Source organism: Streptomyces sp. NPDC046909 (assembly GCF_040644695.1).
GTDB lineage: Bacteria > Actinomycetota > Actinomycetes > Streptomycetales > Streptomycetaceae > Streptomyces.
Map to the genome: position 1 here is coordinate 773911 of NZ_JBEYXC010000001.1, position 24086 is coordinate 797996.

The 24086-nt window shown below is 68.4% G+C and carries 20 protein-coding genes and 2 pseudogenes; 9 read left to right on the forward strand and 13 right to left on the reverse strand.

What is annotated here, in order from left to right; genetic code table 11:
- Positions 1-525: 525 nt before the first annotated feature.
- Positions 526-742, reverse strand: a pseudogene (locus ABZ928_RS03160) (transposase); the annotation flags it as partial.
- A 22-nt stretch (positions 743-764) separates the two neighbouring features.
- Here ABZ928_RS03160 and ABZ928_RS03165 point away from each other — a divergent pair.
- Positions 765-1211: a DDE-type integrase/transposase/recombinase gene (locus ABZ928_RS03165; RefSeq protein ID WP_361514724.1), complete on the forward strand. Its 447-nt coding sequence runs from the start codon at positions 765-767 to the stop codon at positions 1209-1211.
- Positions 1212-1230: 19 nt separating this feature from the next.
- Entirely contained in the window at positions 1231-1359 is a 129-nt protein-coding gene (locus ABZ928_RS03170; RefSeq protein ID WP_361514725.1) for an integrase core domain-containing protein, read from the forward strand.
- A 201-nt stretch (positions 1360-1560) separates the two neighbouring features.
- On the opposite strand, the gene ABZ928_RS03175 is transcribed toward ABZ928_RS03170, so the two are convergent.
- The 5 genes from ABZ928_RS03175 to ABZ928_RS03195 form a co-directional block, all read right to left on the reverse strand.
- Positions 1561-1788, reverse strand: coding sequence for a hypothetical protein (locus ABZ928_RS03175; protein WP_361514726.1), 228 nt, complete (start codon positions 1786-1788; stop codon positions 1561-1563).
- 33 nt (positions 1789-1821) lie between these two features.
- Positions 1822-2715: a DUF6602 domain-containing protein gene (locus ABZ928_RS03180; RefSeq protein ID WP_361514727.1), complete on the reverse strand. Its 894-nt coding sequence runs from the start codon at positions 2713-2715 to the stop codon at positions 1822-1824.
- Between the two features lie 131 nt (positions 2716-2846).
- Positions 2847-4085 carry a response regulator gene (locus ABZ928_RS03185; protein WP_361514728.1) on the reverse strand — a complete coding sequence of 413 codons (1239 nt, stop codon included), beginning with the start codon at positions 4083-4085 and terminating at the stop codon, positions 2847-2849.
- Positions 4082-7093: an ATP-binding protein gene (locus tag ABZ928_RS03190; RefSeq protein ID WP_361514729.1), complete on the reverse strand. Its 3012-nt coding sequence runs from the start codon at positions 7091-7093 to the stop codon at positions 4082-4084. The genes ABZ928_RS03185 and ABZ928_RS03190 overlap by 4 nt, the downstream gene beginning before the upstream one ends.
- Before the next feature lie 172 nt (positions 7094-7265).
- Positions 7266-7523 carry a helix-turn-helix domain-containing protein gene (locus tag ABZ928_RS03195; protein WP_361514730.1) on the reverse strand — a complete coding sequence of 86 codons (258 nt, stop codon included), beginning with the start codon at positions 7521-7523 and terminating at the stop codon, positions 7266-7268.
- A 97-nt stretch (positions 7524-7620) separates the two neighbouring features.
- On the opposite strand from ABZ928_RS03195, the gene ABZ928_RS03200 reads away from it, so the two are divergent.
- On the forward strand, positions 7621-8508 hold the full coding sequence (locus ABZ928_RS03200) for a DUF5655 domain-containing protein (RefSeq protein ID WP_361514922.1): 888 nt from the start codon (positions 7621-7623) through the stop codon (positions 8506-8508).
- A gap of 910 nt (positions 8509-9418) precedes the next feature.
- Complete coding sequence (locus ABZ928_RS03205; RefSeq protein ID WP_361514731.1) at positions 9419-11884, forward strand: tetratricopeptide repeat protein; 2466 nt, start codon at positions 9419-9421, stop codon at positions 11882-11884.
- A 35-nt stretch (positions 11885-11919) separates the two neighbouring features.
- Here ABZ928_RS03205 and ABZ928_RS03210 read toward each other — a convergent pair whose 3' ends face one another.
- The 5 genes and pseudogenes from ABZ928_RS03210 to ABZ928_RS03230 form a co-directional block, all read right to left on the reverse strand.
- Positions 11920-13035 carry a DnaB-like helicase N-terminal domain-containing protein gene (locus ABZ928_RS03210; protein ID WP_361514732.1) on the reverse strand — a complete coding sequence of 372 codons (1116 nt, stop codon included), beginning with the start codon at positions 13033-13035 and terminating at the stop codon, positions 11920-11922.
- Positions 13035-14300 carry a DNA cytosine methyltransferase gene (locus ABZ928_RS03215; RefSeq protein ID WP_361514733.1) on the reverse strand — a complete coding sequence of 422 codons (1266 nt, stop codon included), beginning with the start codon at positions 14298-14300 and terminating at the stop codon, positions 13035-13037. The genes ABZ928_RS03210 and ABZ928_RS03215 overlap by 1 nt, the downstream gene beginning before the upstream one ends.
- Positions 14297-14929: a hypothetical protein gene (locus ABZ928_RS03220; protein WP_361514734.1), complete on the reverse strand. Its 633-nt coding sequence runs from the start codon at positions 14927-14929 to the stop codon at positions 14297-14299. Before ABZ928_RS03220 ends, ABZ928_RS03215 begins: the two co-directional genes overlap by 4 nt.
- Positions 14930-15000: 71 nt before the next feature.
- Entirely contained in the window at positions 15001-15765 is a 765-nt protein-coding gene (locus ABZ928_RS03225) for a hypothetical protein (RefSeq protein WP_361514735.1), read from the reverse strand.
- An 81-nt stretch (positions 15766-15846) separates the two neighbouring features.
- Positions 15847-16278: pseudogene (locus ABZ928_RS03230) on the reverse strand (TraM recognition domain-containing protein); the annotation flags it as partial.
- A 24-nt stretch (positions 16279-16302) separates the two neighbouring features.
- Here ABZ928_RS03230 and pcaC point away from each other — a divergent pair.
- From pcaC to ABZ928_RS03245, 3 genes are read left to right on the forward strand one after another with little or no spacing between them, the layout of a single operon-like run.
- Positions 16303-17610, forward strand: a complete 1308-nt coding sequence (gene pcaC / locus ABZ928_RS03235) for a 4-carboxymuconolactone decarboxylase (RefSeq protein ID WP_361514736.1) — start codon at positions 16303-16305, stop codon at positions 17608-17610.
- A gap of 34 nt (positions 17611-17644) precedes the next feature.
- The gene (locus ABZ928_RS03240; RefSeq protein ID WP_361514737.1) at positions 17645-18286 is read left to right on the forward strand and encodes an MBL fold metallo-hydrolase; all 642 of its coding nucleotides are present in this window, start codon (positions 17645-17647) and stop codon (positions 18284-18286) included.
- A gap of 30 nt (positions 18287-18316) precedes the next feature.
- A complete protein-coding gene (locus tag ABZ928_RS03245; RefSeq protein WP_361514738.1) occupies positions 18317-19096 on the forward strand; it encodes an exodeoxyribonuclease III in 780 nt (259 codons plus the stop codon).
- A gap of 28 nt (positions 19097-19124) precedes the next feature.
- Here ABZ928_RS03245 and ABZ928_RS03250 read toward each other — a convergent pair whose 3' ends face one another.
- Positions 19125-20813 carry an SGNH/GDSL hydrolase family protein gene (locus ABZ928_RS03250; RefSeq protein WP_361514923.1) on the reverse strand — a complete coding sequence of 563 codons (1689 nt, stop codon included), beginning with the start codon at positions 20811-20813 and terminating at the stop codon, positions 19125-19127.
- 249 nt (positions 20814-21062) lie between these two features.
- Here ABZ928_RS03250 and ABZ928_RS03255 point away from each other — a divergent pair, with 249 nt between their 5' ends.
- Complete coding sequence (locus tag ABZ928_RS03255) at positions 21063-21470, forward strand: DUF6278 family protein (protein WP_361514739.1); 408 nt, start codon at positions 21063-21065, stop codon at positions 21468-21470.
- Between the two features lie 128 nt (positions 21471-21598).
- On the forward strand, positions 21599-22342 hold the full coding sequence (locus ABZ928_RS03260) for an amino acid ABC transporter ATP-binding protein (protein WP_361514740.1): 744 nt from the start codon (positions 21599-21601) through the stop codon (positions 22340-22342).
- A 99-nt stretch (positions 22343-22441) separates the two neighbouring features.
- On the opposite strand, the gene ABZ928_RS03265 is transcribed toward ABZ928_RS03260, so the two are convergent.
- Positions 22442-24007 (reverse strand): alpha/beta fold hydrolase, encoded by a 1566-nt coding sequence (locus ABZ928_RS03265; protein ID WP_361514741.1) that lies wholly within the window; start codon positions 24005-24007, stop codon positions 22442-22444.
- Positions 24008-24086 lie beyond the last annotated feature (79 nt).

The window sequence follows — 24086 nt, forward strand, 5'->3', positions numbered from 1 at the left end:
TGTTTACTTCAAGATCTAATTACGCTCCGTCAAACTACAAGCCCGCAAAAGGAGTAGACCACCATCCTGGCTGACCGAAAGTGATCGTTATCGATCTTTCGTGACTGCCAGTTGTACGCCCCTGATGTCACGCGAACGCCGTGTCACGCATGGGAAACTCCAGGCCCGGACGAACTCCGTTCACGCTAGGTGATGGCTTTGTTGCCACACGCATTGGAAGGGGGAGGTTCACGTCCACGGGATGGATGCTGCAAGTGGCGTATAGAAATCAGTCGAAAATTTCAAGGCGAGATTGAACGAGATCGACGCACAACACGTATCAGAGGGCCACTGCCAACATGAGTTGGCAGTGGCCCTCTGACTAGCCTCGAAGTTTCGTGACGGTCCGCCAGCGGAGTCGGTGGACCGTTTTCGTGCCGTGGGCGGAGGCTGTGCAGGCCCGAGGCCCGAGTGTCGCCTCGGGGTGCTGCCGGGTTCCACTGCTCCGGGTGTTGAGCTGCTGTCGTACGGACGGCGATCCGTTGGTCAGCCGGGGTTCGGCAGGAGTGAGAGCCGTTCGAGAGATGTGGTGATGTGGCTGGTCCAGGGCCAGTGCCGGGCCAGGCGGCGGATCCGCCGCCTGGCCGGTGGGCACGAGTTGTCCGGCCGTGGTGAGAAGACGGAGCCGCAGTCGGCGGGGCTCCCAGAGCCTGGCCTTGCCGGTCAATGCGAGCATCGGCATCCAGGCCAGCAGGCCCAGTGAGCTGAACCGGCAGGGGCATGCGGTGGCCCGCTGCACCGTCGAGCGCCTGATGCGCGAGCTCGGCATCCAGGGTGCGGTGCGCGGCAAACGCGTCATCACGACGATCTCCGGCGGCCAGGCCGAGCGTGCCCCGGACCTTGTCGGCCGCGACTTCGTCGCCCGCGCCCCGAACCGCTGTTGGGTAGCCGACTTCACGCACGTGAAGACCTTCGCCAGCGTCGTCTATGTCGCGTTCGTCGTGGACACCTTCTCGCGCCGGATCGTGGGCTGGTCGGCCGCCACGGTGAAGGGGACGGTGTTCGTGCGGGACGCCCTGGAGATGGCGATCTGGCAGCGCGACCGTGACCAAAGCCCCATCCAGCCAGGCGAGTTGATACATCATTCGGACGCTGGGTCAGTACACGAGCTTCCGCCTCGCCGAGCACCTGGACGCCGCCGGCATCGCGGCGAGCACCGGGTCCGTCGGTGACGCGTACGACAACGCCCTGATGGAGTCCACGATCGGCCTGTTCAAAACCGAGCTGACCACCCCTCAGCGGTTCTGGAAGATGCTCTCCCAGGTCGAGTTGGCCACCGCCGAGTGGATCGACTGGTACAACCACCGCCGACCACGGTGAGATAGGGCCCATCCCGCCCGTCGAATACGACCAACTACTACACCGAACTCAAGAAACCCCAGGTCATCACCACGATCTGAGACCTCTACCGAACCCGGGGCGGCTTACCCGCACCGAGACGGGTGGGAGAGAGCCCCACGCCGCCACTGCGTCCCAGTGGTTCGCGGGCCGCTGAGGCCGAAGGTCTTGTCGTGTGTGGCCTCAGGACATAGACGACACGTTGCGTAGTTGGCGGATGGCGTCGATCACTTGGCCGGGCTGGTGGACGGTTTCCGAGAGGGCGTATCGCGTGAGTTCGGGGATGGTTCGGCCGTCGGGAGCGTCGCTGGCGAATTCGTGGAGGTTGCGTCGCAGCGGTGCGGCATCGGGTTCGAGTACGAGGTAGTACTTTCCTGGCGAGCGGTCACCCAGTTCGTCAGGAGAGGTCATAAAGGCCAGAGCCGCTTTCTCCTCACGGCCCGATCAACGCGGGCTGAACCTCTGGCAGTCCAAGCAGGCGTGCTTGCAAGTGCTTCTCGGCGCCGAGACACCTGGTGGGTAGACCGCTTCGCCCACCCGGAGGCCGTGCGGGATATTGCCAACTCCCCCCAGCCGGAACTCTGTTCCGGGCACCCACCAGAGCCGAGACAGGTGGTTGAGGTGGGTGGACATTGCGACCAGCGGGTGGTGCGAGCGCGTCGCTTGGAAACACATGAGTACTTCTGTGCCGGTGGTGGGCCAGGGAACTGAGCTTCCCGACCGCGGGTCGCACCACATGAAGTGGCCAAAGCCAGCGATGGTAACGAATTTGGGCCATTCCTCCGGAGGGCGTCCGCGGCACCAGCCTTCGATCCAGCGGGTTACCGTTCTGACCCGCCGAGATGTGGAGCGGTATGCGAATACTCCTCCTGAGATCGGCACGTAGTTGATCTGCCCGCTGCTGGTGGGGAATCGAAGGTGGTGCACTTCTGCCTGCCGCCGCCGAGGTGCTGTTTGGATATCGGCGATTGACTGCATCGCAGTGGCCAGGACGTCACCGTCCACGACGCTCTTGACTTCGATGGAGGTATGGACGGCCGAGGGGTCGATGTACACGCGGCCGTCGTCTTTGAGGATGTGGTGGGGCTCTACCGTTGGGTCCGCCAGGACGACATCTTGTTGGCGGAACCAAGCGCCGGTGCTGGAGTCCTCGACTCCGGCACGCTTGTAGACCGTGGCCCGACGCCGGATGTACTGGCCGATCACAGTCCGAACCGCGTGCTCGCGCTCATTACCTTGATCCGTCGGGTGCCTCAGCGTCGAAGTCTCCTTGAACGTCTCGTCCAAGCACACGGCGTCCTGGATAAAGCCGTCAAGCAGATCCAGCTCTGTACTCATGTATCGCCTTCCCGGACAGGCTCCTCCTGCAGCCTACTGACGTGCACCGACAACATGGAGCTGCGCCCGATGAGATCCGCCGACGCGCGCAGCGCAGATCGGCTGCACCCCGGGATAGGTCTGATTTCCGTCTATCCCCGGTCCGAGCCCTGAGATGTCGGCTGGGGTGACGTCCATGGGGACAGGGTCAGCCAGCGTGCTTGAGGGTGGTGGACGGCCGGAAGGCCCCTGCCCTCATCTGTTCGCGCGTACCGTAAGGGAGTGTCTGCCTTCAGACCGTCTTTTGTGCGTTGGAGACCGTCGAATTGCAGGCAGCGTACGGTGCCCGAGGCGGGTTCCGTGTGGGCCAGCAGCCACGGGGCCAAGGACACCAGGGTGTCGCCGCGGGACGTGAGGATGGGCTGTCCGGTGATCACCGGTGTAGGCGTCGACACCGTGCTGGGGGTCGGTTTTCCGACCCCTTGAAGGGTGAGGACCTCCAGGGTGTATTGGGTGCCGTCGTAGGTCATGGAGGTGGGCACCGCGAGATCGGCGCACCAGGAGGATGCTGCGCGGTGCGCGAACCGGCGCAGCAGCTGGTCGAGTTGGTCGGCCTGTTCCAGCGTCGGGGTGTCCCGGCCGTGTGCGAGGGCGTTGCGTACAGAGATGAGGCTCTGGACGGGCTGGTGATCAGCTCGTTCCGGGGCGATCCAGGAATGTACTCGCCGGAAATCGCTGCCCGCATCGGGCCGACTCGACAGAGCGGTGCAGAGGTCGAACCAGGTGCCCATGCTCGGGGCTGCCAGCCGGTCCGGCGTGACCCCCCGTAGCGGTGCGGGCGGGGTGCTGCTGAGCCCCAGAACAGCGGCGAAGCGCAGGAGCGCCTCCAGCGCGTGCAGGCCGTCGTGGACCTTCTTGTCGGGATCGGTGGCGCGAGCGTACCTGGCAAAGCGATGGGCCAGGGGAGTCGGTAGGCGGTGGGTGGCGACCTCCAGGGATGCGCCCAGGCGATCGGTGAGAGTCGCCGCGCATCGGTCCAGCAGTTCTTCTCCGGCGGTGTCCTTGACAACCCAGTCGACTGCGTCGAGGCGGAGCGCCTCGATGACCTGCTGCTTGGAGCCTTCGCCGGACAGGACGAGGCTGGGAATGCGGCATTGCCGCTCTTTGAGCTGCCGCAGAAGCCACAGACCACCCCATTCCTCGGGCGGCATCTTCATGTCGATCAGCAGGAGGTCGAACGGGTGGGTGTCGATCTCCTGCAGAGCGGTGTGGCCGTCCGCGGCGAAGCGCAGGCGGGCGCCTTCCTTGTGGAGAGGCCGGCACAGCGTGCGGGCCACGTCCATCTGGTCGTCGGCAACCAGAATGCGCAGGTTGGCCAGTCGCTGGGTCATGCAGACTCCGGTGGCGTAGAGGAAGCGAGTGGCAGGGTGGTGAGCCACGCGGTGCCGGAGGGCGTGGCGATGAGGCTGAGTTGTCCGCCGACCTTGGCCAGGAGGGAGCGGACTCCCAGGAGGCCGAGGCCGTTGCCTCCGCGCTTCGTGCTGCGGATGCGCTTGCCCGAGTTCAGGGCGGCTGCGATGTCTGAGGGAAGTCCGGGGCCGTCGTCGGAGATTTCGACGGCGGCTTCGTAGTCATCGGCGGTCCAGTCCAGGGTGATGGCCCCGCCGTTGCGCAGCGCTTCGATCGCGTTGCCGACCAGGTTGTCGAGGATGGCGGTCAGGGCGCGTGCGCCCAGTGCGACGTGGACGGTGCTCTTGGCCGTGGGGATCGACAGGGAGATGTTGGCGGGGAGCCGGGTGAGGACCGCTCCGGCGTAGTGACGGAGGAAGGCTCCGAGCTCGACGCTCTCGGTGTCTGCAGAGGTGAGCATCGACGTTGCTGCGCGTAGGCGCAGCGCGAGGGTGTGTGCCTCGTCGAGGTGTCGGCTCGCGGCGAGTTGTTGCTGCAGTCGGGCCGTGCGGCTCTCGGCTGGTTGAGAGTTGGCGAGGCGGGCGGCGACAAGTTGGTTCTTCAGATCGTGCAGGAGGTCTGCCACGGCTGCGCGGTAGGGCTCCGGGCTCGGTTGGAGTGCAGCCAGGACGGCTTGGGCAATCGGACCCGGTCGGGCCGGGGCCTCCGCCATGGCGACGATCACGTCGATGCCCTGTTCGGCCGCCTCCACGGTGATCGCTTTGCCGGCTGTGGACCAGAGTGAGCACACCTCCTCCAGGACGCTCGGGGAGGGTGGCTGCGTCGACCGGAACCCCAGCCGCAGCGGCCGCTCGGCGAAGACTTCGACGGAGGCTTCTCCTCCGTCGGAGGCGAGGGTGGACAGCGCGGCGTCGAGGACGGCTCGTGTCCGCCCGGAGATCCGGACGGAGGGAAATGCTGGCAGGGGCTTCAGCTGGCCTCGGTGAAGGATCCGCCAGTCGTCGGCGAGATCGGGCAGCAGGATGTCGGGATCGTCGGAGCCGAGGCACCGGTAGACATCGCACAACTGCATCAGGTGACGGACATGTGCCGTGGTGATGTTTTCGGGGGTCTCGATCCGCTCTAGGGTGTCGATCGCTCGCGCCAGAACGGTGTTGAGGGGGTCGGGGATCGCGGGCTTCTCGACGGCCTTACGAAAAGCGTCCCGCAGATGGCTGCCGGGTTGCAGGGGAAGGCCAAGCCCTAGAAGCTCATCCACGCCAACGGCCCATTTGAGCAGCGCCCGAGGACCCGAGGCGAGATGCAACCCGAACAGGCGCGCGTCGATCCACCGTTGTATGGGAACCGGCGCGGCGTCGAGCACATAAGCCTGCTGGGCGAGAAGGAACCGGGCCAGGGATCGGTCCCCTTCCTTGGCGCCGTCAAAGGAACGTGCGGGTGATCCGTCAGCGAGTCGCTCGAGGACTCCCAACACCGTCAGTGAGGCGCTGTGCTTCGCAGGTACCTTGCCCGCGACGGCGGCGCCCTGCGCTGTGAGCGTGACGCCCAGCGCCTCGCTGTGCAGCACGGCGACCGTCGTGAACCGTTGCAGATGGGCCGGTCCGGTGACCGTGTGCTCGTAGGTCACCGGGAGCTTCATAACGCTGGCCGTGCGGCCCAGTCGCGTTGTGGGTTCGACCGGTCGCGGCGCGCTCGGTGCCACCAACTGCCATACCGCGGCCCACTCATCCGGCCAGCGGTCGGCCAGTGATCCTTGGAAGCCCCCTGCCTCGGAGACCGCGCCGATGACGGCTTGAAAGGCGTCAGCCCCGATCTCCAGGGGGATGCCGTGGGAACGCTGGCCCGCCCCGAGGAGCAGCCCCGATGCCAATCCGGCCTCGTGGAAGGCGGTGTTGAACACATCGTTGGGGAGCGTGATGAAAGCGAATTCGGCGGGAGGCGCGACGACAATTCGTCGTGCGATGGCGAGCAGATGCTCGTAGCCGAGTACCTGCGCCCCCAGGAAGGCCAGCACCTGGTAGTCCTGCTGACGGCATCGCTCCATTAAGTGGCCGTTCTCGTACGCCCAGGAGGCGTGGACGAGGGCCTGGGAGAGCAAGGGGCGCGATGTCTCAGGAAGAGAGAAGAGCGTCTCTAGGCGCCGCACGGTGTCTACATGGGCCCGCGATGCCGGGATCTCCCGAGCGGGCGGAGACGGTGGGACAGCGGTAGTTCTCGCTGTGAGGACCTCAGGCGCGTGGCGTCGCAGGAAGTCGACTGCTGCCTGCTTCGTGGCGGCCTTCTTGTTGCTGCCGCTTCCCTCGCCGGCCCGCCGACGCGTGTCGGTGACGACGGCCCGGAACACCGAGGCGTGATCGGGACCACCGCGTTCGTACTCCCAGGAAAGCGCCGCGTGGCCCACCACCTCGTACAGGGCGGATTTCGGGTCGTTGATGCTGGAGGCGATTTCGCGCTGCTGCGTGGCCAGGTGTCCCGCGAGCAGTCGTCGGGCTACTTCCTCCTCGCCTTCCAGACACAACACACCGAGGAGCTGTTGGCACAGAGCAGTGGTGACCTTCGGCGGAAGCGCGTTTCTGTCGAGCCCCACGCTCAGGGCCGCGGACTTTCTAAGCCACTCCTGGCGTGCGGTCCAGGCCGGGAAGGTGGCGACAATCCGGGCGACATCCTTGCTCATCGTCCCGGAGGTACGATTCGCGACCGTGCGGTACCGCTCCACCGCGGCCGTCTTCCACAGGAACGCGCCGCCCAGCCGGCCGAGAGCGTCTAAGGAGGTCTGTGTGACGCCCGGCAGCGTCCCCCGGCTCTCATAGAGGTAGGACCGGTGCACCAGTGCCGTGGCGATCGCGTTCCGTGCGCCGTCTCTCGGGGCGGGAAGCCCCAGCGCGTTCAGGTGCGCGAACGCCGGCGCGATCTCGCGGACCCGCGGCTCAACAGGATGTTCGAGCATGCCGAGGCGCGCCGTGCTCCGGTCATCCTCAACGGTCGTCATACGCGTACCCCACCCCCGTTGGATCGTCAGCTCACGACGAAACAGTATGGCCGGGGTACAGAGGGAGGAGACCGAACTTCGGGTGACGCAGGCGATGTTGGCCAGTCTGCACGGACCGAGTCAGCGCACTGCCTGCGCCGCTTGTGCTCCATCGACGGGGCTGCCGCGTCCTTCAGGTGCTGGAAACGGTGTACTCGGGCTCGCCGCTTTCGAGGACTCGGAGCAGGGACGCGGTGACGACCCGCGTGCTGCGGCCGATGCGGAGCACACGGCAGGGGAACTGGCCCTGGCGCACCAGGGCGTAGCCCTTGGCCCGGGAGAACCCGAACGCCTTGGATGCTTCCGCCACGCTCCCGGTCCCGCTCCAGGTGGCCCGGATGTGGGCGGGGCCGTACTGGGCATCCTGGATCGCGCTGTGCTGTGTGTGCATGGCTGCTGGTTCTGTCCTTCTCGCGACGAATTTCGGTGGCGGAAATATCCCCGGGTTGCGCGGGGTTCTCTTCTGGCATCGTGGTCGTGCAGGGGGAGTGGTGGGACTGAGGCTGTTCAACGTGACGAGCGGTGTAACTGAGGTCGTGCCGCGTCTGGCGCAGGTCGAGGCGGATGTACAGGGCCTGGTCGAGGCGCACATGGATGCGGTGCTTGGCGTCACGTTTCTGGCGAGCGAGTACGTGATCGACTGCATCGACGGCGGGCGCATCGATTCGCTGGGTCTTGACGAAAACGGTGCACCGGTCATCGTGGAGTACAAGCGCGGCACGGACGCCGGTGTCATCAACCAGGGCCTCTTTTACATGGCCTGGCTGATGAGCCACAAGGATGCCTTCAGGAGTCTGGTCCGCGACCGGCTCGGGGTGACGGCAGCGTCCCAGATCCTCTGGAGCGCACCGCGGCTGATCTGCGTGGCCGGCGACTTCACCCGCTACGACGCGCACGCCGTGCGCGAGCATCGGCGCTCGATCGACCTGGTCCGCTACCGGTACTTCGGCAGCGAGCACTTCGGCCTTGAGACCGTGGCCTCGGTCACCGGGCATTCGGCACAGGCCAAGCGGGTACGCCGCAGCGCGCCCGGGGTGCAGCCGGTTCGGCAACAGGGCGGTGCGATGGCCGAGCTGGCGGCAGAGGTCGACGAGGTCCTCGTCGGGCTCGGTGCCGGAGTCACCCGGGTGCAGCGCAAGCAGTACCGGGCCTATCAGCGGCTGCGGAACTTCGCATGCCTCATCCCGCCCCAGCAGACCAAGGTGCTGGTCTACCTGAAGGCGGATCCGACGGCAGTGGACCTGGTGTCCGGGTTTACCCGGGACGTGACCGGGCTCGGCCGCCATGGTACGGGAGGCCTGGAGGTTCAGCTGCGTACCGAGCGGGACCTGGAGCGCGCCCAGGATCTGTTCCGGCTGAGCTACGCCTCGGCGTGATGGGCCAGGAGCAGGTACCGCGTGCCGTGTGGCGATGACGTGATGGATCGTCGCAGTGCTGCCTTTCGACGGGCGGTCAGGAAGTGGCGGTGGAGCTACAAGTATTCGGCGGATCCCCGGTTTCGGTAACCGGGGATCCGCCGCTACACTCCCGCCGCCTCCACCGTCTGATATCAGTTGGGGAATTGGCGCCGCGACGGGGCGGTGGGCCGTGGGAGGGGGAGCTTGTGTCGCAGGGGTGGAAGGTTACGACGGTGGCCGCCGCAGTGGCGATCATTCTGTCAACGCCGTTGATCTGGCTGCTCGACGGACCTGATGCGGGTCAGCTGGTCGGAGCCTCGGTGCAGGCTGCCACCGGCGTAGGTGGCCTGGTGTGGGCTTTGTGTCAGCGCGCGGCTGAGCGGACGGGGCCGCAGGATACGTCTGCCCATACGGGATCCGCCGAGGCTACCGGCGGAGGCAGTGCACACACTGGGGTGCGGCGGCCTGGCGGAGTCGGAAACGGCACTGCCTCAGCGGAACGGACCGGTAACGCGACAGCACAAGGGTCGGGCAGCTCAGCTGGCACTGGCGTCGACTACAGCTGAACCACCACGGGGAGGGAGGTGGTGCCCTGATGAGGTGGCCCAAGAGGAGCCGCTCCTCCGAGGGCCGCACCAGCGCTCGCGGTAAGGGCACCGGGGGGAGCGTAGTCCGTGTTACTGAGACTGGTGATGCGAGAGCGCAGGGCGGAGGAGGAGCAACCAGTGGCTATCGTGCGCAGGCGCCAAGCAGCGAGAGCCGGCCAGTTGGACACTTGGCGGAGATTCAATTCACTGGCGACGCCACAGCTTCTGCCGGGGGCATAGCCAACTCTGGGTACTTGTCGATCGGGACGCTGAACACCACGGGCACAAGGAGCCCTGAGCCCGTGACCTGGCCGGTACGAGTTGGTGCGCTACCCCTAACCGCCTCTGCATTTCAGCCCAGACCTGGCCTACGCGACCAGATCAACTGTTCTCTTCAGAACCGGAATACCGTGGTGCTCTCCGGGGGCGGCGGGGTGGGTAAATCACAGATAGCGGCTGCCTACGCTCAGGAGGCGCTTGCTGAGGGAATCGACCTCGTCTTGTGGGCGGACGCCGGGGAACCGGAGCAGGTCGTGTCCGTGTATGCCCAAGCAGCCTTTCGGATCCAAGTTCCTGGTTTCCAGGGCAGTGATGCTGAGTCAGATGCCCGAGCCTTCCTGGACTGGCTCGCTACGACAACTCGTGGATGGCTCGTCGTACTTGACGATGTCGGCGCCCCGTCCGCGATGGCTCCATGGTGGCCGCCGCCCCCGTCTGCCAAGACCGGACGCGTACTTGCCACGACCCGCCGCCGAGATGCGACGTTGTCCGGCGGAGGCCGGCATGTCATCGATGTCGCCGCCTTCAACCGGTTCGAAGCCCTGGCCTACATGCAGGATCGGCTTCGTGCACCTGACGCGGCCCCCCTCCTCGACGACCAAGTGGTTCCGCTCATTGAGGAGCTGGGGCGACTTCCATTGGCGCTCTCTCATGCCGCCGCGTACGTCATCAATGAGGCTGTGTCGTGCACCGAGTATCTACGGCGTGTGACAGGCCAGGGGTCCCGGCTGGATCTGCTACTGCCGCATCACGCGGATGCCGAGGGGTACGGCCGCCCTGTAGCGGCAGCGCTCCTGCTGTCGCTCGACGCCGCGAACTTGACCGACCCCGTTGGTCTTGCCGTTCCGGCGCTCCGCCTGGCAGCCTTCCTTGACTCTGCTGGCCACCCCAGGGCGTTGTGGAGTACGGCAGCTGTCGCCCGGTATTTGAGCGAACACCACGTGGGCGTACCCGAACCTGTCCCGATGGTCACCGCAGAGGCTGTGCATGCGGCTCTGAGGCTGTTGCACCGGTACGGACTCCTCACCGACGAGTCCGATGGCGACTCGAGTCGTGTAAGCATGCACGCCCTCACTGCCAGAGCTACCCGGGAGTCCATTCCGGATCACGAGTTGGTGGGCACGGTGCGAGCTGCCGCCGACGCGCTGTGTGAGCTCTGGCCGGACGAAGGCGGCTACGACCCAGACTTGCATACTGCACTGCGTTCCAATGTTGAATCACTGCGCGCCGGTGTCGGATCCCCTCGGTGGTCGACCATCGTTCACCCGCTGCTATTCGTCTACGGTGACAGCCTCCTCCAAGCCGGCCTGTACTCCACGGCCCTCACCTACTGGTGTCAGCTGTCCTCCAACTATCGGAAGGTGCTGGGCACAAGAGATCTCACAACACTCGCGGTTCGCAACAAGGAGGCCACCGCCCACTGGCGCGCAGGGAACATCACGGAAGCGATCGCCATACAGGAAGAGGTTGTCAGGCATTACCGGCGGCGCAGGGGGGCCAAGCATCAGCGTACGGTGCGAGCGCTCGTGGACCTGGCCATCTACTATCGGCACGACGGGCGTCAACGCGAGGCGATCGCACTGCTGAACCGGGTAATTCGGAGAAATAGAGGTCTGAGGTCGAACGATTCTGACCTTCTCGCGATTGGCAACAACCTTGCTGCCGCTTACTGGGACGTAGGGCTCGTCGAGGAATCCGTCGGCTTGCTAGAAGTGGTTGCTTCGCAATCGGCGGATCTTCTCGGCGAGAAAGATCGCTTCACGCTGGTGTCGCGCAGCAATCTTGGAACGAACTATTCCCGCGCTTCGCGTTGCGACGAGGCGGTTGTGGTTTTGGAGCCGACAGTGGCCGACCTTGAGGCACTCCTCGGAGCTGAGCATCCGGACACTTGCACTGCGCGCAGCGGCCTGGCGACGGCTTACCTCCAAGTAGGCAGATTGGAGGAAGCGATCCGATGCCAGGAAGGGGTCGCGGACGGCTTCGAACGGTGCTTTGGCCAGCATCACATTCTCACGCTCCAGGCGCAAGAAATGCTTGTCACCTTCTATGGGGAAGCGGGCCGAATCAACGATGCGATCAAGCTGCAGAAGCAGGTCATCTCCGCATATTCCGAGTCGCGGAAGGAATCCCCGTCGGAGTATCTGAGGAGCCGTGGGGTACTGGCGGTGATCTATCGACAGGTGGGCCGTGCTGACGAGGCAATCGAGATTCACGAGGAAATCGTCGCCAGCGCCGAGGAAGTGTTCGGCCGAGGTCAACTAGCCCTCGCCGCACGCGGGAACCTGGCTACTGCCTACTGGCATGTCGGCAGGGTAGACGAGGCAATTGTTCTGGAGGAGCAAGTGGCGCAGGAATGCGAGCAGCTGCTAGGCGCTAGCGACCCCCAAACCATCAACGCCTATGGAAACTTGGCAGTCTCCTACATGCAGTCGGACCGTCTTGCTGAGGCCACAGAGATCATGGATCGATTCGGCCTGACACTCGACTAGCGCCATCCGATACCCGACACGGTGACGATCTGGGCTCATCGGAGTGCTCGTGCGCTGGCTGCGGTGGCTCGCGGGGGCGGACCGGCCCGAGAGACGGCCGGGCTGCGCGGTTGGCGAGGTGGCGGCGGCGTAGGGCTGATGCTGCGCTGCCAGCGGGTTCGCAGGGTGGTGAGGTCGGCCAGGGCGCGGCGGCTGCCGGTGATCAGCTGGTGCGGGGTGTTGGTCGGGTCCTCGGCGTACGAGGTGATGCGCGTGCCGACGTCGAATGCGCGGGCCAGCAGCGCGCGTTGAAGGACTCGCTCACCCCAGTACTCGGGTGAGCCGACGGGCGTGGAGACCAGGGCGATGAGGTCGCGGGGGTCGGGGCCGTCGGCGAGGAGTCCGCGGTGCTGGGCTTCCCAGAGCACGGTGATCGGGTCCACGGGCTCCCCGTTGTGGGCCAGGGTGGTCAGGAACTGCCACACCGTGGCGTGCAGGGGAAGCGTGAAGTCGTCGGGCTGCAACCAGCGCATGTCCTTCAGCTCTGCCGGGTGCGCGGTGGCCGTGGCGAGGAGGAGCCGTTCCTCGTCGAGGGCCTCCTCGCTGCTGCGCCCAGCAGGGGTGCCCGGTACGGGAGTGCGTGGAAGGGAGCCGGGGTGCGGGGCGAACTGTCCGGCGAGCGTGTCCAGGAACTGTCCCAGTGTGTCGGCCTGGGCCAGGGTGGTGACGGCCGGGTTGGGCAGCGTGGTGTCGGTGGCGGTCTGGGCGAGGCGTTCGGCGTGCATGAGCAGCGTGCGTCGGGCGTGGTCGGCCCGGATCATCCGCGCGTATGTCGGCGCGTGTTTCGGCCACGGGCAGACCTGGATGAGGGTGTGGAGATAGGAGGCGGTCAGGCCGGGGGCATGCGGACGGGCGCCATCGAGCACGATGTTCAGCCAGCCGGGATCGGAGCGGTGGGTCTCCGGATCGGGCAGGGGCGCCGTGCGCATGGCCTGGAAGAGGGCGCCGTGAGCGTGGTTGCCGAACTGGCTCGCGTCCAGGTCGCCGATGTCGGTGAGCCGGTGCGGGTTCAGAAGGAGTGCGCCGAGCAGGGCCTGCTCGGCGTAGTGCACCGGCCGGGCCGGCGGCAGGTCGTCCAGGTGGTCCTCGTGCGGGTCGGTGGGTTGGGGCATTAGGCGGCCAGGGCGAAGTCGTCGGGGCTCAGGGTCTTGCCGAGGTGCGGGGCCAGCAGGTGGGCGGCGAGGCGGGGCGGCACGGCGTTGCCGATCTGGGAGAATTGCTGCCCCTTGTTCCCGGCCCAGCGGTAGTCGGCGGGGAAGGTCTGCAGGAGGCTGGCCTCTTGGGCGGTGATCCGGATGGACTCCGGTGCTGGGCGCTCCTCGTCGGTGTCGCTGGGAGCGGGTTCGGCGACCCAGACGCATTCGTTCGCACGGTGGCCGAAGAACAGCGTCCCGGCCGGTTCGTCGGATCGCCGCACGGTCGCGTTCGCCTGGTTGTTGCTGCGCAGCGACCACGACCAGCGATGTGCTTCGCCGGTGAACGTGGGGGCGGGAGCGTTGGCCGCCCGGTTGTCCCTGGCGCCGTGCCGAGCGCTCCAGTCGGCGCCCTCGCGACGGGACGGCAGGACAAGGGCGCTCTGCGGCTTCCAGGTCCCGCGGTCGCGGGCGTCGGTGAGCGTCTTACGGGAGCCGGACGGGAAGGGCTCGGGGCCGCCTCCCGGCCCTCCGCCGGCGCACACGGTCGGCACGGGCCGGTCGGTGGCGCCCCAGCCGAGGGCCTCGGCCATGGACACCCACTTGGCGCGGCCCGGTCCGAACAGCGACTCGGGCTCGGCGACCTTGGCGTGCGTGGGCGGCGGCGGCTCGGCGGTGCGGGCGCGGGAGGCAAGCAGGATCGCCCGCCGCCTCGTCTGCGGCACTCCATAGTCCGCCGCGTTCAGGATCCCGGTCCATACCGAGTACCCCCAGCTGCGCAGGATCGCGGCGTACTGGCGCCACAGGGGCAGGATGTCGGGCACCTCTTCCATCGCGACCCACTCGGGCTGACCGTGCTGGTGGAGGGCGTGCAGGTAGCGCATGGGCTCGGCGGCCAGCAGCGAGCGTGCGTCGCGGCAGGAGGTCAGCAGCTGTTCGCGGGTGTCGCAGCCGATGGCGAGGTCGGCGACGGCCTGGTGGACGAGCGGCTGGTCGAGGAGGCCGAGACGCTTGCCGGCCATCGACCACGCCTGGCAGGGCGGGCTGGCGATGAGCCCGGTGGTCTTGCCGAGGAACGGCCAGACCGGGTACGTCGCCACGTCGGTCCGAATCGTCAACTGTCCTTGCGCTGCACGGGTCTTGCTGGCCCACTCGTCCCATTCCAGGCCGATGTCCCTCACGCCGAGCATGGTCAGCGCATGGCTCCAGCCGCCCGGCCCCGCGAACAGGTCGAGCACAATCACGTGGCCAGCCCGAAGGCGTCCTGCGAGGCGTCGATTTCGCCTCTGCAGGTCCAGGGAGAGCATCCGTCAGCAACGCCCTCTTCCAGTTGCTCGACGTTTTCGTCGCCGCCGAGTTCCTGCTGTAGCGCGGCCCATTCGGCGGCGGTGCCCGGCGTCTGCTGTGCGGGCGCCGGCTTGTGGTCCTGCGCGGTGGCCAGGGCCTCGGTGATGCCGTGGGCGAGGTAGTGGCAGCCGATGGCGCACAGATCGAGCTGGTGGACGGCATCGTCGAGGTGGCCGTTCGTCTGCGGGATGGCCTCGCCATGCCGGACGGTGCGCGCCGACTCGTCGTCGGTCGGGTAGTCGGCGAACTGCGCGCCCTCGTAGGGGTTGGCGAGCACGACGTGGGCCAGGTCGGTGCCGGCGAGCGACGACGAGGACACGACCGAGGCCAGCAGTTCCAGGCCGGCCCGGCTGCCGACGGTGTTCGTACACGTGCTGTTGTCGAGCGCGGTCAGGCGCCCCAGGGCGGTGGCCGTGAGGTCCTGTGCCTGGAGGAGCAGGGCGCTGATGTGGTGCAGCGCGTTCGTGCCGGGCGTGTAGGAGGTGTCGCGCACGCGCGCCTTGAGGGCTTCGAAGTCGTATGCCAACCGCCGCAGTTGGCGGGCCTGTTCGTTGAGGTCGGGTGGGGGCGTGGGGATGGGGTGGCTCCTGGGCTGGGTCAGTGGCTTCGGGCGGTGGCTTGCGCGGTGGCAGGCAGGGGGCGGGGCGTGGTTCCGGGCGCGGTGCTCGGCCCGATCGGAGGCGCGTCGATGACCGAGGCGAGGGCGGTGACGCCGGCCGAGGTGAGGCGCACGCGGTCCAGGGGCGGGCCGCCGACGTACGCGGCGGGCGCCGAGCCTGCGGTTCTCTCTGCCAGGCCCTTCGTCTCCAGGGCGCGCAGGGTGCTCATCAGTACCTTGGCCTCGCGAGAGCGGGTGAACTCGCGACCCAGGGAGCTGCTGGCCACGACGTGTCCGCAGGCGATCTCGGCCATGGCCAGGCAGAGCACGGCGGTCAGCCGGTCGTCGGGGGCTGGCGCGGTGGCCCAGCGGCGCCGCCGGGTCTCGCCGGCCAGCGTTACGGCGCAGCCGACAGCGGCTTCCGGGGCCAACGCGGTCAGCTCGCGAGCGGCCCCGGCGCTGAGGTCCGCCGAGGTGCTGGTGAGGAAAGCCAGCTGCCTCAGTCGCATGACCGTCTCGGCCAACTCGACGCTCTCATAGAGCCGTTCGTCCTGGATCGCCTTGATGGCGGACTGGGTGTCGGTGGCCAGACGCTGCGCGGAGCCGACGTGGGCATCCGGCGCGGGAGGATTGGCAGCGCCAAGGAAGAGGTCGAGCGCGTCGTTGTGCTGGGTGTACTGGTCGGCCAGGTGGAGCAGCCGTTCGACGGGCGTGGGCGGTGGCGCCACGTCGAAGAGCAGGGATTCGGCGGGCGGCTCGGTCATGAGCGCCGCCGCGCGGTCGGGCAGGGGTGAATGGGACTTGCCTTCCGTGGGGTTGGGTAAGGCCGCCGACCTCGGGGGCGCCTAGGCGGCAGGGCCGAAGTCGCTCTGCTGCGGGGCGGCCTTGGCGATAGCGCGGGCGGTGATGCCCTTCGATGCGCGGGCAGAGGCGGCGGAGAGCTCGTCGGCGCCGGGCTCGAGATACCAGGGGCGCAGTTCGAGCATGGCCGCGCGCATGCCGGTGGCGAACGCGAGCGCGGTGCCCTTGGGCAGCGCGCGGATGGCGTCGGCGGCCAGGATGCGTTCCTGTCGCATGGACACGGAGGTGGACTTGCCGGACTCCGAGGTCGAGGTGGAGGTCGTCTCGACGTCGTGGTCGCCGATCAGCCGGGACAGCTTGTCGGCGAAGTCCGGGTCATCGATACCCGAGCCGATGACCTTGATGGTCGAGGCGGACCACATGGCGTCCATGCCCGCGTCCCCCCACACTTTCTGGCCCTGCCGGTAGGACTGCAGGTGACAGATGAGAGGGTCAGGCGGGTGAGTGAGACACCGACGAACACCCTGCAATACCGCTTTGACGGGCCAGAAGACGCCCCAGTCCTGATCCTCGGTCCCTCACTGGGTACCACATGGCACATGTGGGACCGCCAGGTCCCCGAGCTCGCCAAGCAGTGGCGGATCTTCCGGTTCGACCTGCCGGGGCACGGCGGCGCGCCCGCGTACCCGGCGGGCTCGGTCACCGACCTCACCGCCCGGCTGCTCGCCACCCTCGACGGCCTCGGCATCCACCGGTTCGGCTACGCGGGCTGCGCGCTCGGCGGCGCGATGGGCCTGGAGCTGGCGCTGCGCCACCCCGAGCGGATCGCCTCGCTCGCGCTGATCGCCACCTCGCCGCGGTTCGGCACACCCGACGAGTTCCGGCAGCGGGGTGTGATCGTGCGGACGAACGGGCTCGACCCGATCGCCCGGACCTCCCCCGACCGCTGGTTCACCGGCGGGTTCGCCGCCGCGCAGCCCGCGATCACCGAGTGGGCCGTGCAGATGGTCCGCACCACCGACCCGGGCTGCTACATCGCCTCCTGCGAGGCGCTGGCCTCCTTCGACGTACGGGCCCACCTCGGCAGCGTCGGCGTCCCGACCCTCGTCCTCGTCGGCTCCGACGACCAGGTCACCGGCCCGGCGGAGGCCCGTACGCTCGTCGCCGGTATCCCGGACGCACGGCTCGCCGTGGTCCCCGGCGCCTCCCACCTCGTACCGGTGGAACAGCCCGTGGCCGTCACCGATCTGCTCGTCCGGCACTTCTCCACCGCCTGGCAGCCCGCCTTCGACTCCACCACCGGCCAGATGGCCATCCCGGCGGCCCCCGTCAAGCCGGTCCTGGCCGCACGGCCGCAGCAGTCCGCGTCCGCGCCGATCGCCGAGATCGCCCCCGCCGTACCGACGCCCGCCGTGGGCGGGGGACGGCCCGATCCGTACGACGCCGGGATCAAGGTGCGCCGGGAGGTGCTCGGGGACGCGCATGTCGACCGGGCGCTCGCGCAGGCCGACGAGTTCTCCGGGGACTTCCAGGAGTTCGTCACCCGCTACGCCTGGGGCGAGATCTGGGACCGCCCCGGCCTCGACCGCCGCTCCCGCAGCTGCGTCACCCTCACCGCCCTCGTCGCGGGCGGCCACCTGGAGGAGCTCGCCTTCCACGTCCGCGCGGCCCTGCGCAACGGCCTCACCCCGGTCGAGATCAAGGAAGTGCTGTTGCAGGCGGCCGTCTACTGCGGGGTACCGGCCGCCAACAGCGCCTTCAAGGTGGCCCAGCAGGTCATCCGCGAGGAGACGACGCCGCAGGAGTGAGCATCCGTCGACCAGGCGCGGCAGGATGGAAGCCATGAAGCTCACGCTCACCAAGAAGTCGCACGCCTGCGTCCGCCTCGAAAAGGACGGCCGAACCCTCGTCCTCGACCCCGGCGGGTTCAGCGAGGCGGACGCCGCCCTCGGCGCGGACGCGATCCTCGTCACGCACGAGCATCCCGACCACTTCAGCGAGGAGCGGCTGCGCGCGGCCCTGGAGGCCGACCCGGCCGCCGAGATCTGGACCCTGAGGTCCGTCGCCGAGAAGATCTCCGCCGCCTTCCCGGGCCGCGTGCACACCGTCGGCCACGGCGACACCTTCACCGCCGCCGGCTTCGACGTCCAGGTCCACGGCGAGCTGCACGCCGTGATCCACCCGGACATCCCGCGCATCACCAACGTCGGCTACCTGATCGACGGCGGCCGCGTCTTCCACCCCGGCGACGCCCTCACCGTCCCCGACCACGCGGTGGAGACGCTGATGCTCCCGGTCATGGCCCCCTGGAGCAAGATCTCCGAGGTCATCGACTACGTCCGTGAGGTCAAGCCGCAACGGGCGTACGACATCCACGACGCCCTGCTCACCGACCTCGCCCGGCCGATCTACGACAACCAGATCGGGGCGCTCGGCGGCTCGGAGCATCTGCGCCTCGCGCCGGGGGAGAGCGCGTCGGTGTGAGTGTCAGTGGGGCCCGGTAGGTTGTCAGGCATGCGCATCGCGACCTGGAACGTGAACTCGATCACCGCCCGCCTGCCGAGGCTCCTGGCCTGGCTGGAGAGCAGCGGCACCGACGTGCTCTGCCTCCAGGAGGCCAAGCTGGCCGAGGAGCAGTTCCCGTTCGACCAGCTGCGCGAGGCGGGCTACGAGGCGGCGGTGAACGCGACCGGGCGGTGGAACGGCGTGGCGGTGCTCTCCCGCGTCGGCCTGGAGGACGTCGTCAAGGGCCTGCCCGGCGACCCCGGCTACGACGGCGCCCCCGAGCCCCGCGCCATCTCCGCGACCTGCGGCCCGGTCCGGGTGTGGTCGGTGTACGTGCCGAACGGCCGCGAGGTCGACCACCCGCACTACGCCTACAAGCTCCAGTGGTTCGAGGCCCTCAAGGCGGCCGTCGCCGGTGACGCGGCGGGCAGCCGCCCCTTCGCCGTCCTCGGGGACTACAACGTGGCGCCGACCGACGACGACGTCTACGACGTCGCCGCCTTCGAGGGCCTCACCCACGTCACCCCGGCCGAGCGCGCCGCCCTCGCCGCCCTGCGCGAGGCGGGCCTGTCCGACGTCGTCCCGCGCCCCCTCAAGTACGACCACCCGTACACGTACTGGGACTACCGCCAGCTCTGCTTCCCCAAGAACCGCGGCATGCGCATCGACCTCGTGTACGGCAACGAGCCGTTCGCGAAGGCCGTCTCCGACGCGTACGTGGACCGCGAGGAGCGCAAGGGCAAGGGCGCCTCGGACCACGCGCCGGTGGTCGTCGACCTGGACGTCTAGCAATCACAGCGGTCTGGGACGAGCAGGCTCACAGCAGCCGCAGATCCACGGACTCCGCGAGCGCCGCGAGACCCGCGTCCCCCGGATGCAGATGGTCCCCGCTGTCGTAGGCGGGCAGCATCCGCGCCGGGTGGTCCGGGTCCCGCACCACGCCGTCGAAGTCGAGGACACCGTCGAACACATCGGCGTCCCGGATCCAGGCGTTGACCGCCTCCCGCTCGGCGTCGACGGCGGCCGTGCAGCGCGCCTCGCCCTCGCAGGGCAGGATCGTCGCCGCCAGCATCCGCAGCCCGCGGGCGTGTCCACGCTCGGCCAGCTCCCGCAGCCCCGCGATCACCTCGTCCGCCGTCGCACCCCACCGCACATCGTTGACACCCTGGAACACGACCGCCGTACGCGCCGACGTCTGCGCGAGCACATCCCGGTCGAACCGGTGCAGCGCGCTCACCCCGCCGGTGTCCGTGGAGACCCCGTCACCGGGATAACGGTCGGAGACCACACGGTTCGCGGAGATCCCCTGGTTGAGCACCCCATAGTGCGGGACCACATGCTGCGCCCGCAGCCGTGTGGCCAGCACATTGGGCCAGCGCCGGTTGGCGTCCACCGTCGACCGGTCCCCGTCGGTGATCGAGTCCCCGAGCAGCACCAAGGACCCCGGCCCACCGCCCACGTCCACCCCGGTCAGCAGCGGCCAGCTCGTCAGGACGGTGGTGTACGCCGTCGCCGAGCCGTCCGCCGTATGATCGCCCGCCTCACTGACGTACGACCGCTGCTGGGCGAGCCGGTGCACCGGTGCCGCCGCCACCGTCCCCGGCAGATGGAAGCTCAACAGCAGATCGGCGTCCGCGGGCACCTCGAAGGCGAGCGGGTCGCTGAACGCCTGCGCCCCGGCGGGCACTTCGACGCCCGCCGCACCCCGGAAGGCGACCGGCACCGGCGCCTTCCGCGACGCGGCGCCCGCCGCCCGCACCGCCACCGTCGCGCTCCCGATCCGTACGGGCGTCGCCGCGAAGGTGTTGTCGAACCGCAGCCGCACCCGCGGCCCGCCCACCGAGGTGTGCGCGACGAGCCGCAGCGTCCGGTCGCTCCACGGCCCCACGGACGGATGACCGGCGGTTGCCGTCGCCCAACTCCCGCTCCACCCGGGCGTGGTGGCCCGCACGGACAGCGCGAACACATGCAGGGAAGGGGAGTTGGGCAGCCGTACCGAAGACACTTGGCGTCCCCGCGCGAGCGGCACCGTCACGACGTACAGCCGTGCCTGCTCGGTGAGTTGACCGCCGGGTGTGTTGATGTGCGGCAGTGCCACCGCCTTCGTGGCGAGTGGGCCCGTGCGCCAGTCGGGGGCGGTGAGCAGGTACGAGGAGCTGCCGCCGTCGGTGTACGACACGCTGCCCGAGCCCGTGACGTCGGCCGCGCCCGTGCCCGCGACCAGGAGGGCGAGTGCGTCGCCGTGTCCGCTCACGCGCACCGACTGCCCGGCGGCCCGTACGTTGTCCGGCTCGCCCGGCGTGCGGCGGGGCCAGGTGAGTCGTGCGCCCTGCACGGTCAGGGTCCGGCCGGGCGTCCAGCCGGCGGCGGTGAGGTCCTGGGACGAGAGGGAGGCGCCCGAGCCGTCGAGGTCCGCCTCGGTGGGGCGGGTGTCGTCGCTGACCGCCGTGTTGTCGAAGAGCCGTTCCAGGGGCAGGGGTTCCGTCCGGTGCTCGGGCGGGGCCACCGCCCGGCCGGGGCCGGCCGGGACCAGGACCGCGAACAGGGTGGCGGCGACAGCGGGCAACCGCAGACCTCGGCGCACCTGATTCCCCCGTTCACGACCGGTCGGCACGAGACCCAAGACGCTCCGTGAAGGTAAGGAGGCACGGGTGGCGCGTCAACGCGCCATGCGCGAACTCGGCGTGAAGTCGCCCCGAATCGACCGCCAGCGCGCCTGTGGTGCTGGGGCACATACGAATGACACGCTGGGCATATGAAGATCCCTTTTCTGGGGAACCGGCGCAAGGAACCCGAGGCGCACGACGCCGAGGGCATCGCCGAACTCCTCTCCGAGTGCGAGCTGCTGCGCCACCAGGCGTACCGCAGCGGTGTCCAACTCGACGACACGGCCGCCTCGTTGGAGGCGCTCGACCAGCTGGTGCCCAGGTGGCGGGATGATCCGGAGGTCCTCGAGTGGCTCGGCAACGACGCCGGGCTGTATCTCGGGACGGTGATCGTGCGGACCGTGGACGGGGCCCGCTGGGGGATCCGCTCCGACGGGCAGCCGGTGATCCGGCTCGCCTCGGGGCGGGAGTTCGACGTCGTCGCCGAAGGCCATGAGTGGGCGGCGAGCGGGGTGCCCGAACTCTCCCAGCTGTACGCCGAGGTGGCCGAGGCCTAGGGAGGGGCGCGCATAAGAGGGGCGTAAATACGGCTAATGCCCGAAAAGTGCGTGTCGTGTATTAACTCCACTCTTGTCTGGATAGTTTGCGGCAATCGCGACACAGCTGAGAGTGGGTAGGGCTGGGCATGGCCGTCGATCCGTTGATCGAGCTGCGTGACGTCAACAAGTACTACGGGGAGCTGCATGTCCTTCAGGACATCAACCTCACTGTCGGCAAGGGGGAGGTGGTCGTGGTCATCGGCCCGTCAGGGTCGGGAAAGTCGACCCTGTGCAGGACGATCAACCGTCTGGAGACCATTCAGTCCGGTGAGATCCAGCTGGACGGACAGCCGCTGCCCGACGAGGGCAAGGCCCTCGCCAGGCTCCGCGCCGAGGTCGGCATGGTCTTCCAGTCCTTCAACCTCTTCGCCCACAAGACGGTCCTCCAGAACATCTCGCTGGCCCAGATCAAGGTCCGCAAACGCAAGAAGGACGAGGCCGACAAGCGGTCCCGTCAGCTTCTCGACCGGGTGGGCCTCGGCTCCCAGGCGGACAAGTACCCGGCGCAGCTCTCCGGCGGCCAGCAGCAGCGCGTGGCCATCGCCCGCGCCCTCGCCATGGAACCCAAGGCCCTGCTCTTCGACGAGCCGACCTCGGCCCTCGACCCGGAGATGATCAACGAGGTCCTGGAGGTCATGCGGCAGCTCGCCCGCGAGGGCATGACCATGGTCGTCGTCACCCATGAGATGGGCTTCGCCCGCTCGGCGGCCAACCGCGTCGTGTTCATGGCCGACGGCAGGATCATCGAGGACCGTAACCCCGAGGAGTTCTTCACCAACCCGGACAGCGAGCGCGCGAAGGACTTCCTCTCCAAGATCCTCACGCATTGACCGGGGACGCTGCCGCCCGGTCGGGGGTCCCCCACGGCCCCGAGACCGCAGGGGGTGGCAGCTCACAGAGCCATACCCGCCCGGCGCGCCGGCCGGAGATCACTGCTCGCGCAGCGGAATCGACACGTACGACGGGTCGTTCGCCGGCGAGGAGAAGGTCAGCTGCGCGCCGGACGGGTTGTGCTCGATGTAGAGCGGGTCGACCGTGTCGACGACCAGGGCGAGGCGATGCCCTGCCGGGACGTCGTAGGCCGTGGAGTACAGCTCCAGGTCGACGCCGAACGGCTTGCCGGGCGTCTGCCCGTGGAAGGTGTACGGCGCGTTGCTGACCAGCTTGCCGAGGCCGAGCGGCCCCACGTCGTAGAGGTAGGCGACGAGGGTGCCGCTCTCCTTGGTCGGGGTGAGGGTGGTGTGCAACTGGGCCGTGCCGCGCACCTGTTGGGCCGTCGGGTACTTCTCCGACTGCCACACGGCCGCCCAGCGGCGGGGGAGCAGGGGGATCGAGGCGACCGGCGGCAGCTGCGCCACCTGGTCGAGGATGCTGGACAGGAAGACGATTCCGCCGTCCGCGCCCGAGTCGACGTTGGTGTGGATCGTGGTCGTGCCGGAGAGGGCGAGCTTCTTCGTCGTCGCGCCGACGGACTTCCAGTCCGGATAACCCTCGTAGCCGCCCGTGGAACGGGACTTGAGCTGGACCGGCTGCTCGGTGTCGATCCCGTTGTCCGCGCCCTTGAGGTAGTGGTCGAACCAGCGCTCGGTGTCGGTCCACACGTCGTTGGGCAGCCCCAGCAGTCCGGTGAGCTCGGCGGTCGCGTGGTCGCCGGGGCGGAACTCCAGTCTCTTCGGGCCGGTGAGCTTCTCGTAGAAGTCGGCGTACTGGTTGGGCGGGAAGATCGTGTCACCCCAGGCGTTGGCCATCATGACCGCTGCGCCGTTCTTGTTCAGCTGGTCCACATATGTGGCGGCCGAACGTTTCTTCCCCCAGTTCATCATGTCCTGTTCCTTGGACAGGTTGGAGGCGTAGAAGTTGTCGAAGATCTCCCGGAGTTCGGCGCTCTGCCGCCCGGTGACGAGGCTCGCGCCGTCGAGGAGGGCCGAGGCCTGGACGTGCTGGGTGCGGCCCGAGTAGATCGAGTCGATCAGGTCGGCCCAGCCGCTGAGCGCCGCGACCGCCTTGACGCGCTTGTCCTGGGCGGCGGTGAGGAGGCTGATGCCGGCGCCGTACGAGACGCCCGCCATGCCGACCTTGCCCGCGTCGGAGGGGGTGTTGGCGAGCGCCCAGTCGATGACCTTGCGGGCGTCGGCTATGTCGGGCGGGCCCGCCACTTCTATCTCCCCGCCGGACTGCCAGAAGCCGCGGACGTTGTAACTGAGCACGATGTAACCGGAGTTCGCGAGTTTCTGGGCCTGTGCGAAGTACTCGACCTGGGGCAGGCCCCAGCTCGTGGGCAGCACGAGCAGCGGGTAGCGGCGGCTGCCGTCGGCGCCCGCCGGGGTGACGATGTTCGCCTTGAGGACGGTGCCGCCCTCGCCGGCGATGTCGACGAACCGCACGCCGGTCGCGGCCTGTGCGGCGGGGGCCGCGCCGAGGACGCCACCGGCGATCAGGGTCGCGGAGACGGCGCCCACGGCGGTCGTGCGCAGGGCCTTGCGATGGTGTCCCACGGGTCACTCCTCACTCGTGTCAGTGCAAAGTGACCAGACGGTAACCTCGACCTCTTACCGGAGGTAACCCGTCGGTAAG

What these genes read in the sequence shown, in the direction of transcription:
- ABZ928_RS03195 (WP_361514730.1), bottom strand. Translation starts at nt 7,523, where the DNA reads ATGCACACACAGCACAGCGCGATCCAGGATGCCCAGTACGGCCCCGCC.
- ABZ928_RS03170 (WP_361514725.1), top strand. Translation starts at nt 1,231, where the DNA reads ATGGAGTCCACGATCGGCCTGTTCAAAACCGAGCTGACCACCCCTCAG.
- ABZ928_RS03240 (WP_361514737.1), top strand. Translation starts at nt 17,645, where the DNA reads ATGAAGCTCACGCTCACCAAGAAGTCGCACGCCTGCGTCCGCCTCGAA.
- ABZ928_RS03260 (WP_361514740.1), top strand. Translation starts at nt 21,599, where the DNA reads ATGGCCGTCGATCCGTTGATCGAGCTGCGTGACGTCAACAAGTACTAC.
- ABZ928_RS03255 (WP_361514739.1), top strand. Translation starts at nt 21,063, where the DNA reads ATGAAGATCCCTTTTCTGGGGAACCGGCGCAAGGAACCCGAGGCGCAC.
- ABZ928_RS03190 (WP_361514729.1), bottom strand. Translation starts at nt 7,093, where the DNA reads ATGACGACCGTTGAGGATGACCGGAGCACGGCGCGCCTCGGCATGCTC.
- ABZ928_RS03245 (WP_361514738.1), top strand. Translation starts at nt 18,317, where the DNA reads ATGCGCATCGCGACCTGGAACGTGAACTCGATCACCGCCCGCCTGCCG.
- ABZ928_RS03185 (WP_361514728.1), bottom strand. Translation starts at nt 4,085, where the DNA reads ATGACCCAGCGACTGGCCAACCTGCGCATTCTGGTTGCCGACGACCAG.
- ABZ928_RS03180 (WP_361514727.1), bottom strand. Translation starts at nt 2,715, where the DNA reads ATGAGTACAGAGCTGGATCTGCTTGACGGCTTTATCCAGGACGCCGTG.
- ABZ928_RS03225 (WP_361514735.1), bottom strand. Translation starts at nt 15,765, where the DNA reads ATGACCGAGCCGCCCGCCGAATCCCTGCTCTTCGACGTGGCGCCACCG.
- ABZ928_RS03210 (WP_361514732.1), bottom strand. Translation starts at nt 13,035, where the DNA reads ATGCCCCAACCCACCGACCCGCACGAGGACCACCTGGACGACCTGCCG.
- ABZ928_RS03175 (WP_361514726.1), bottom strand. Translation starts at nt 1,788, where the DNA reads ATGACCTCTCCTGACGAACTGGGTGACCGCTCGCCAGGAAAGTACTAC.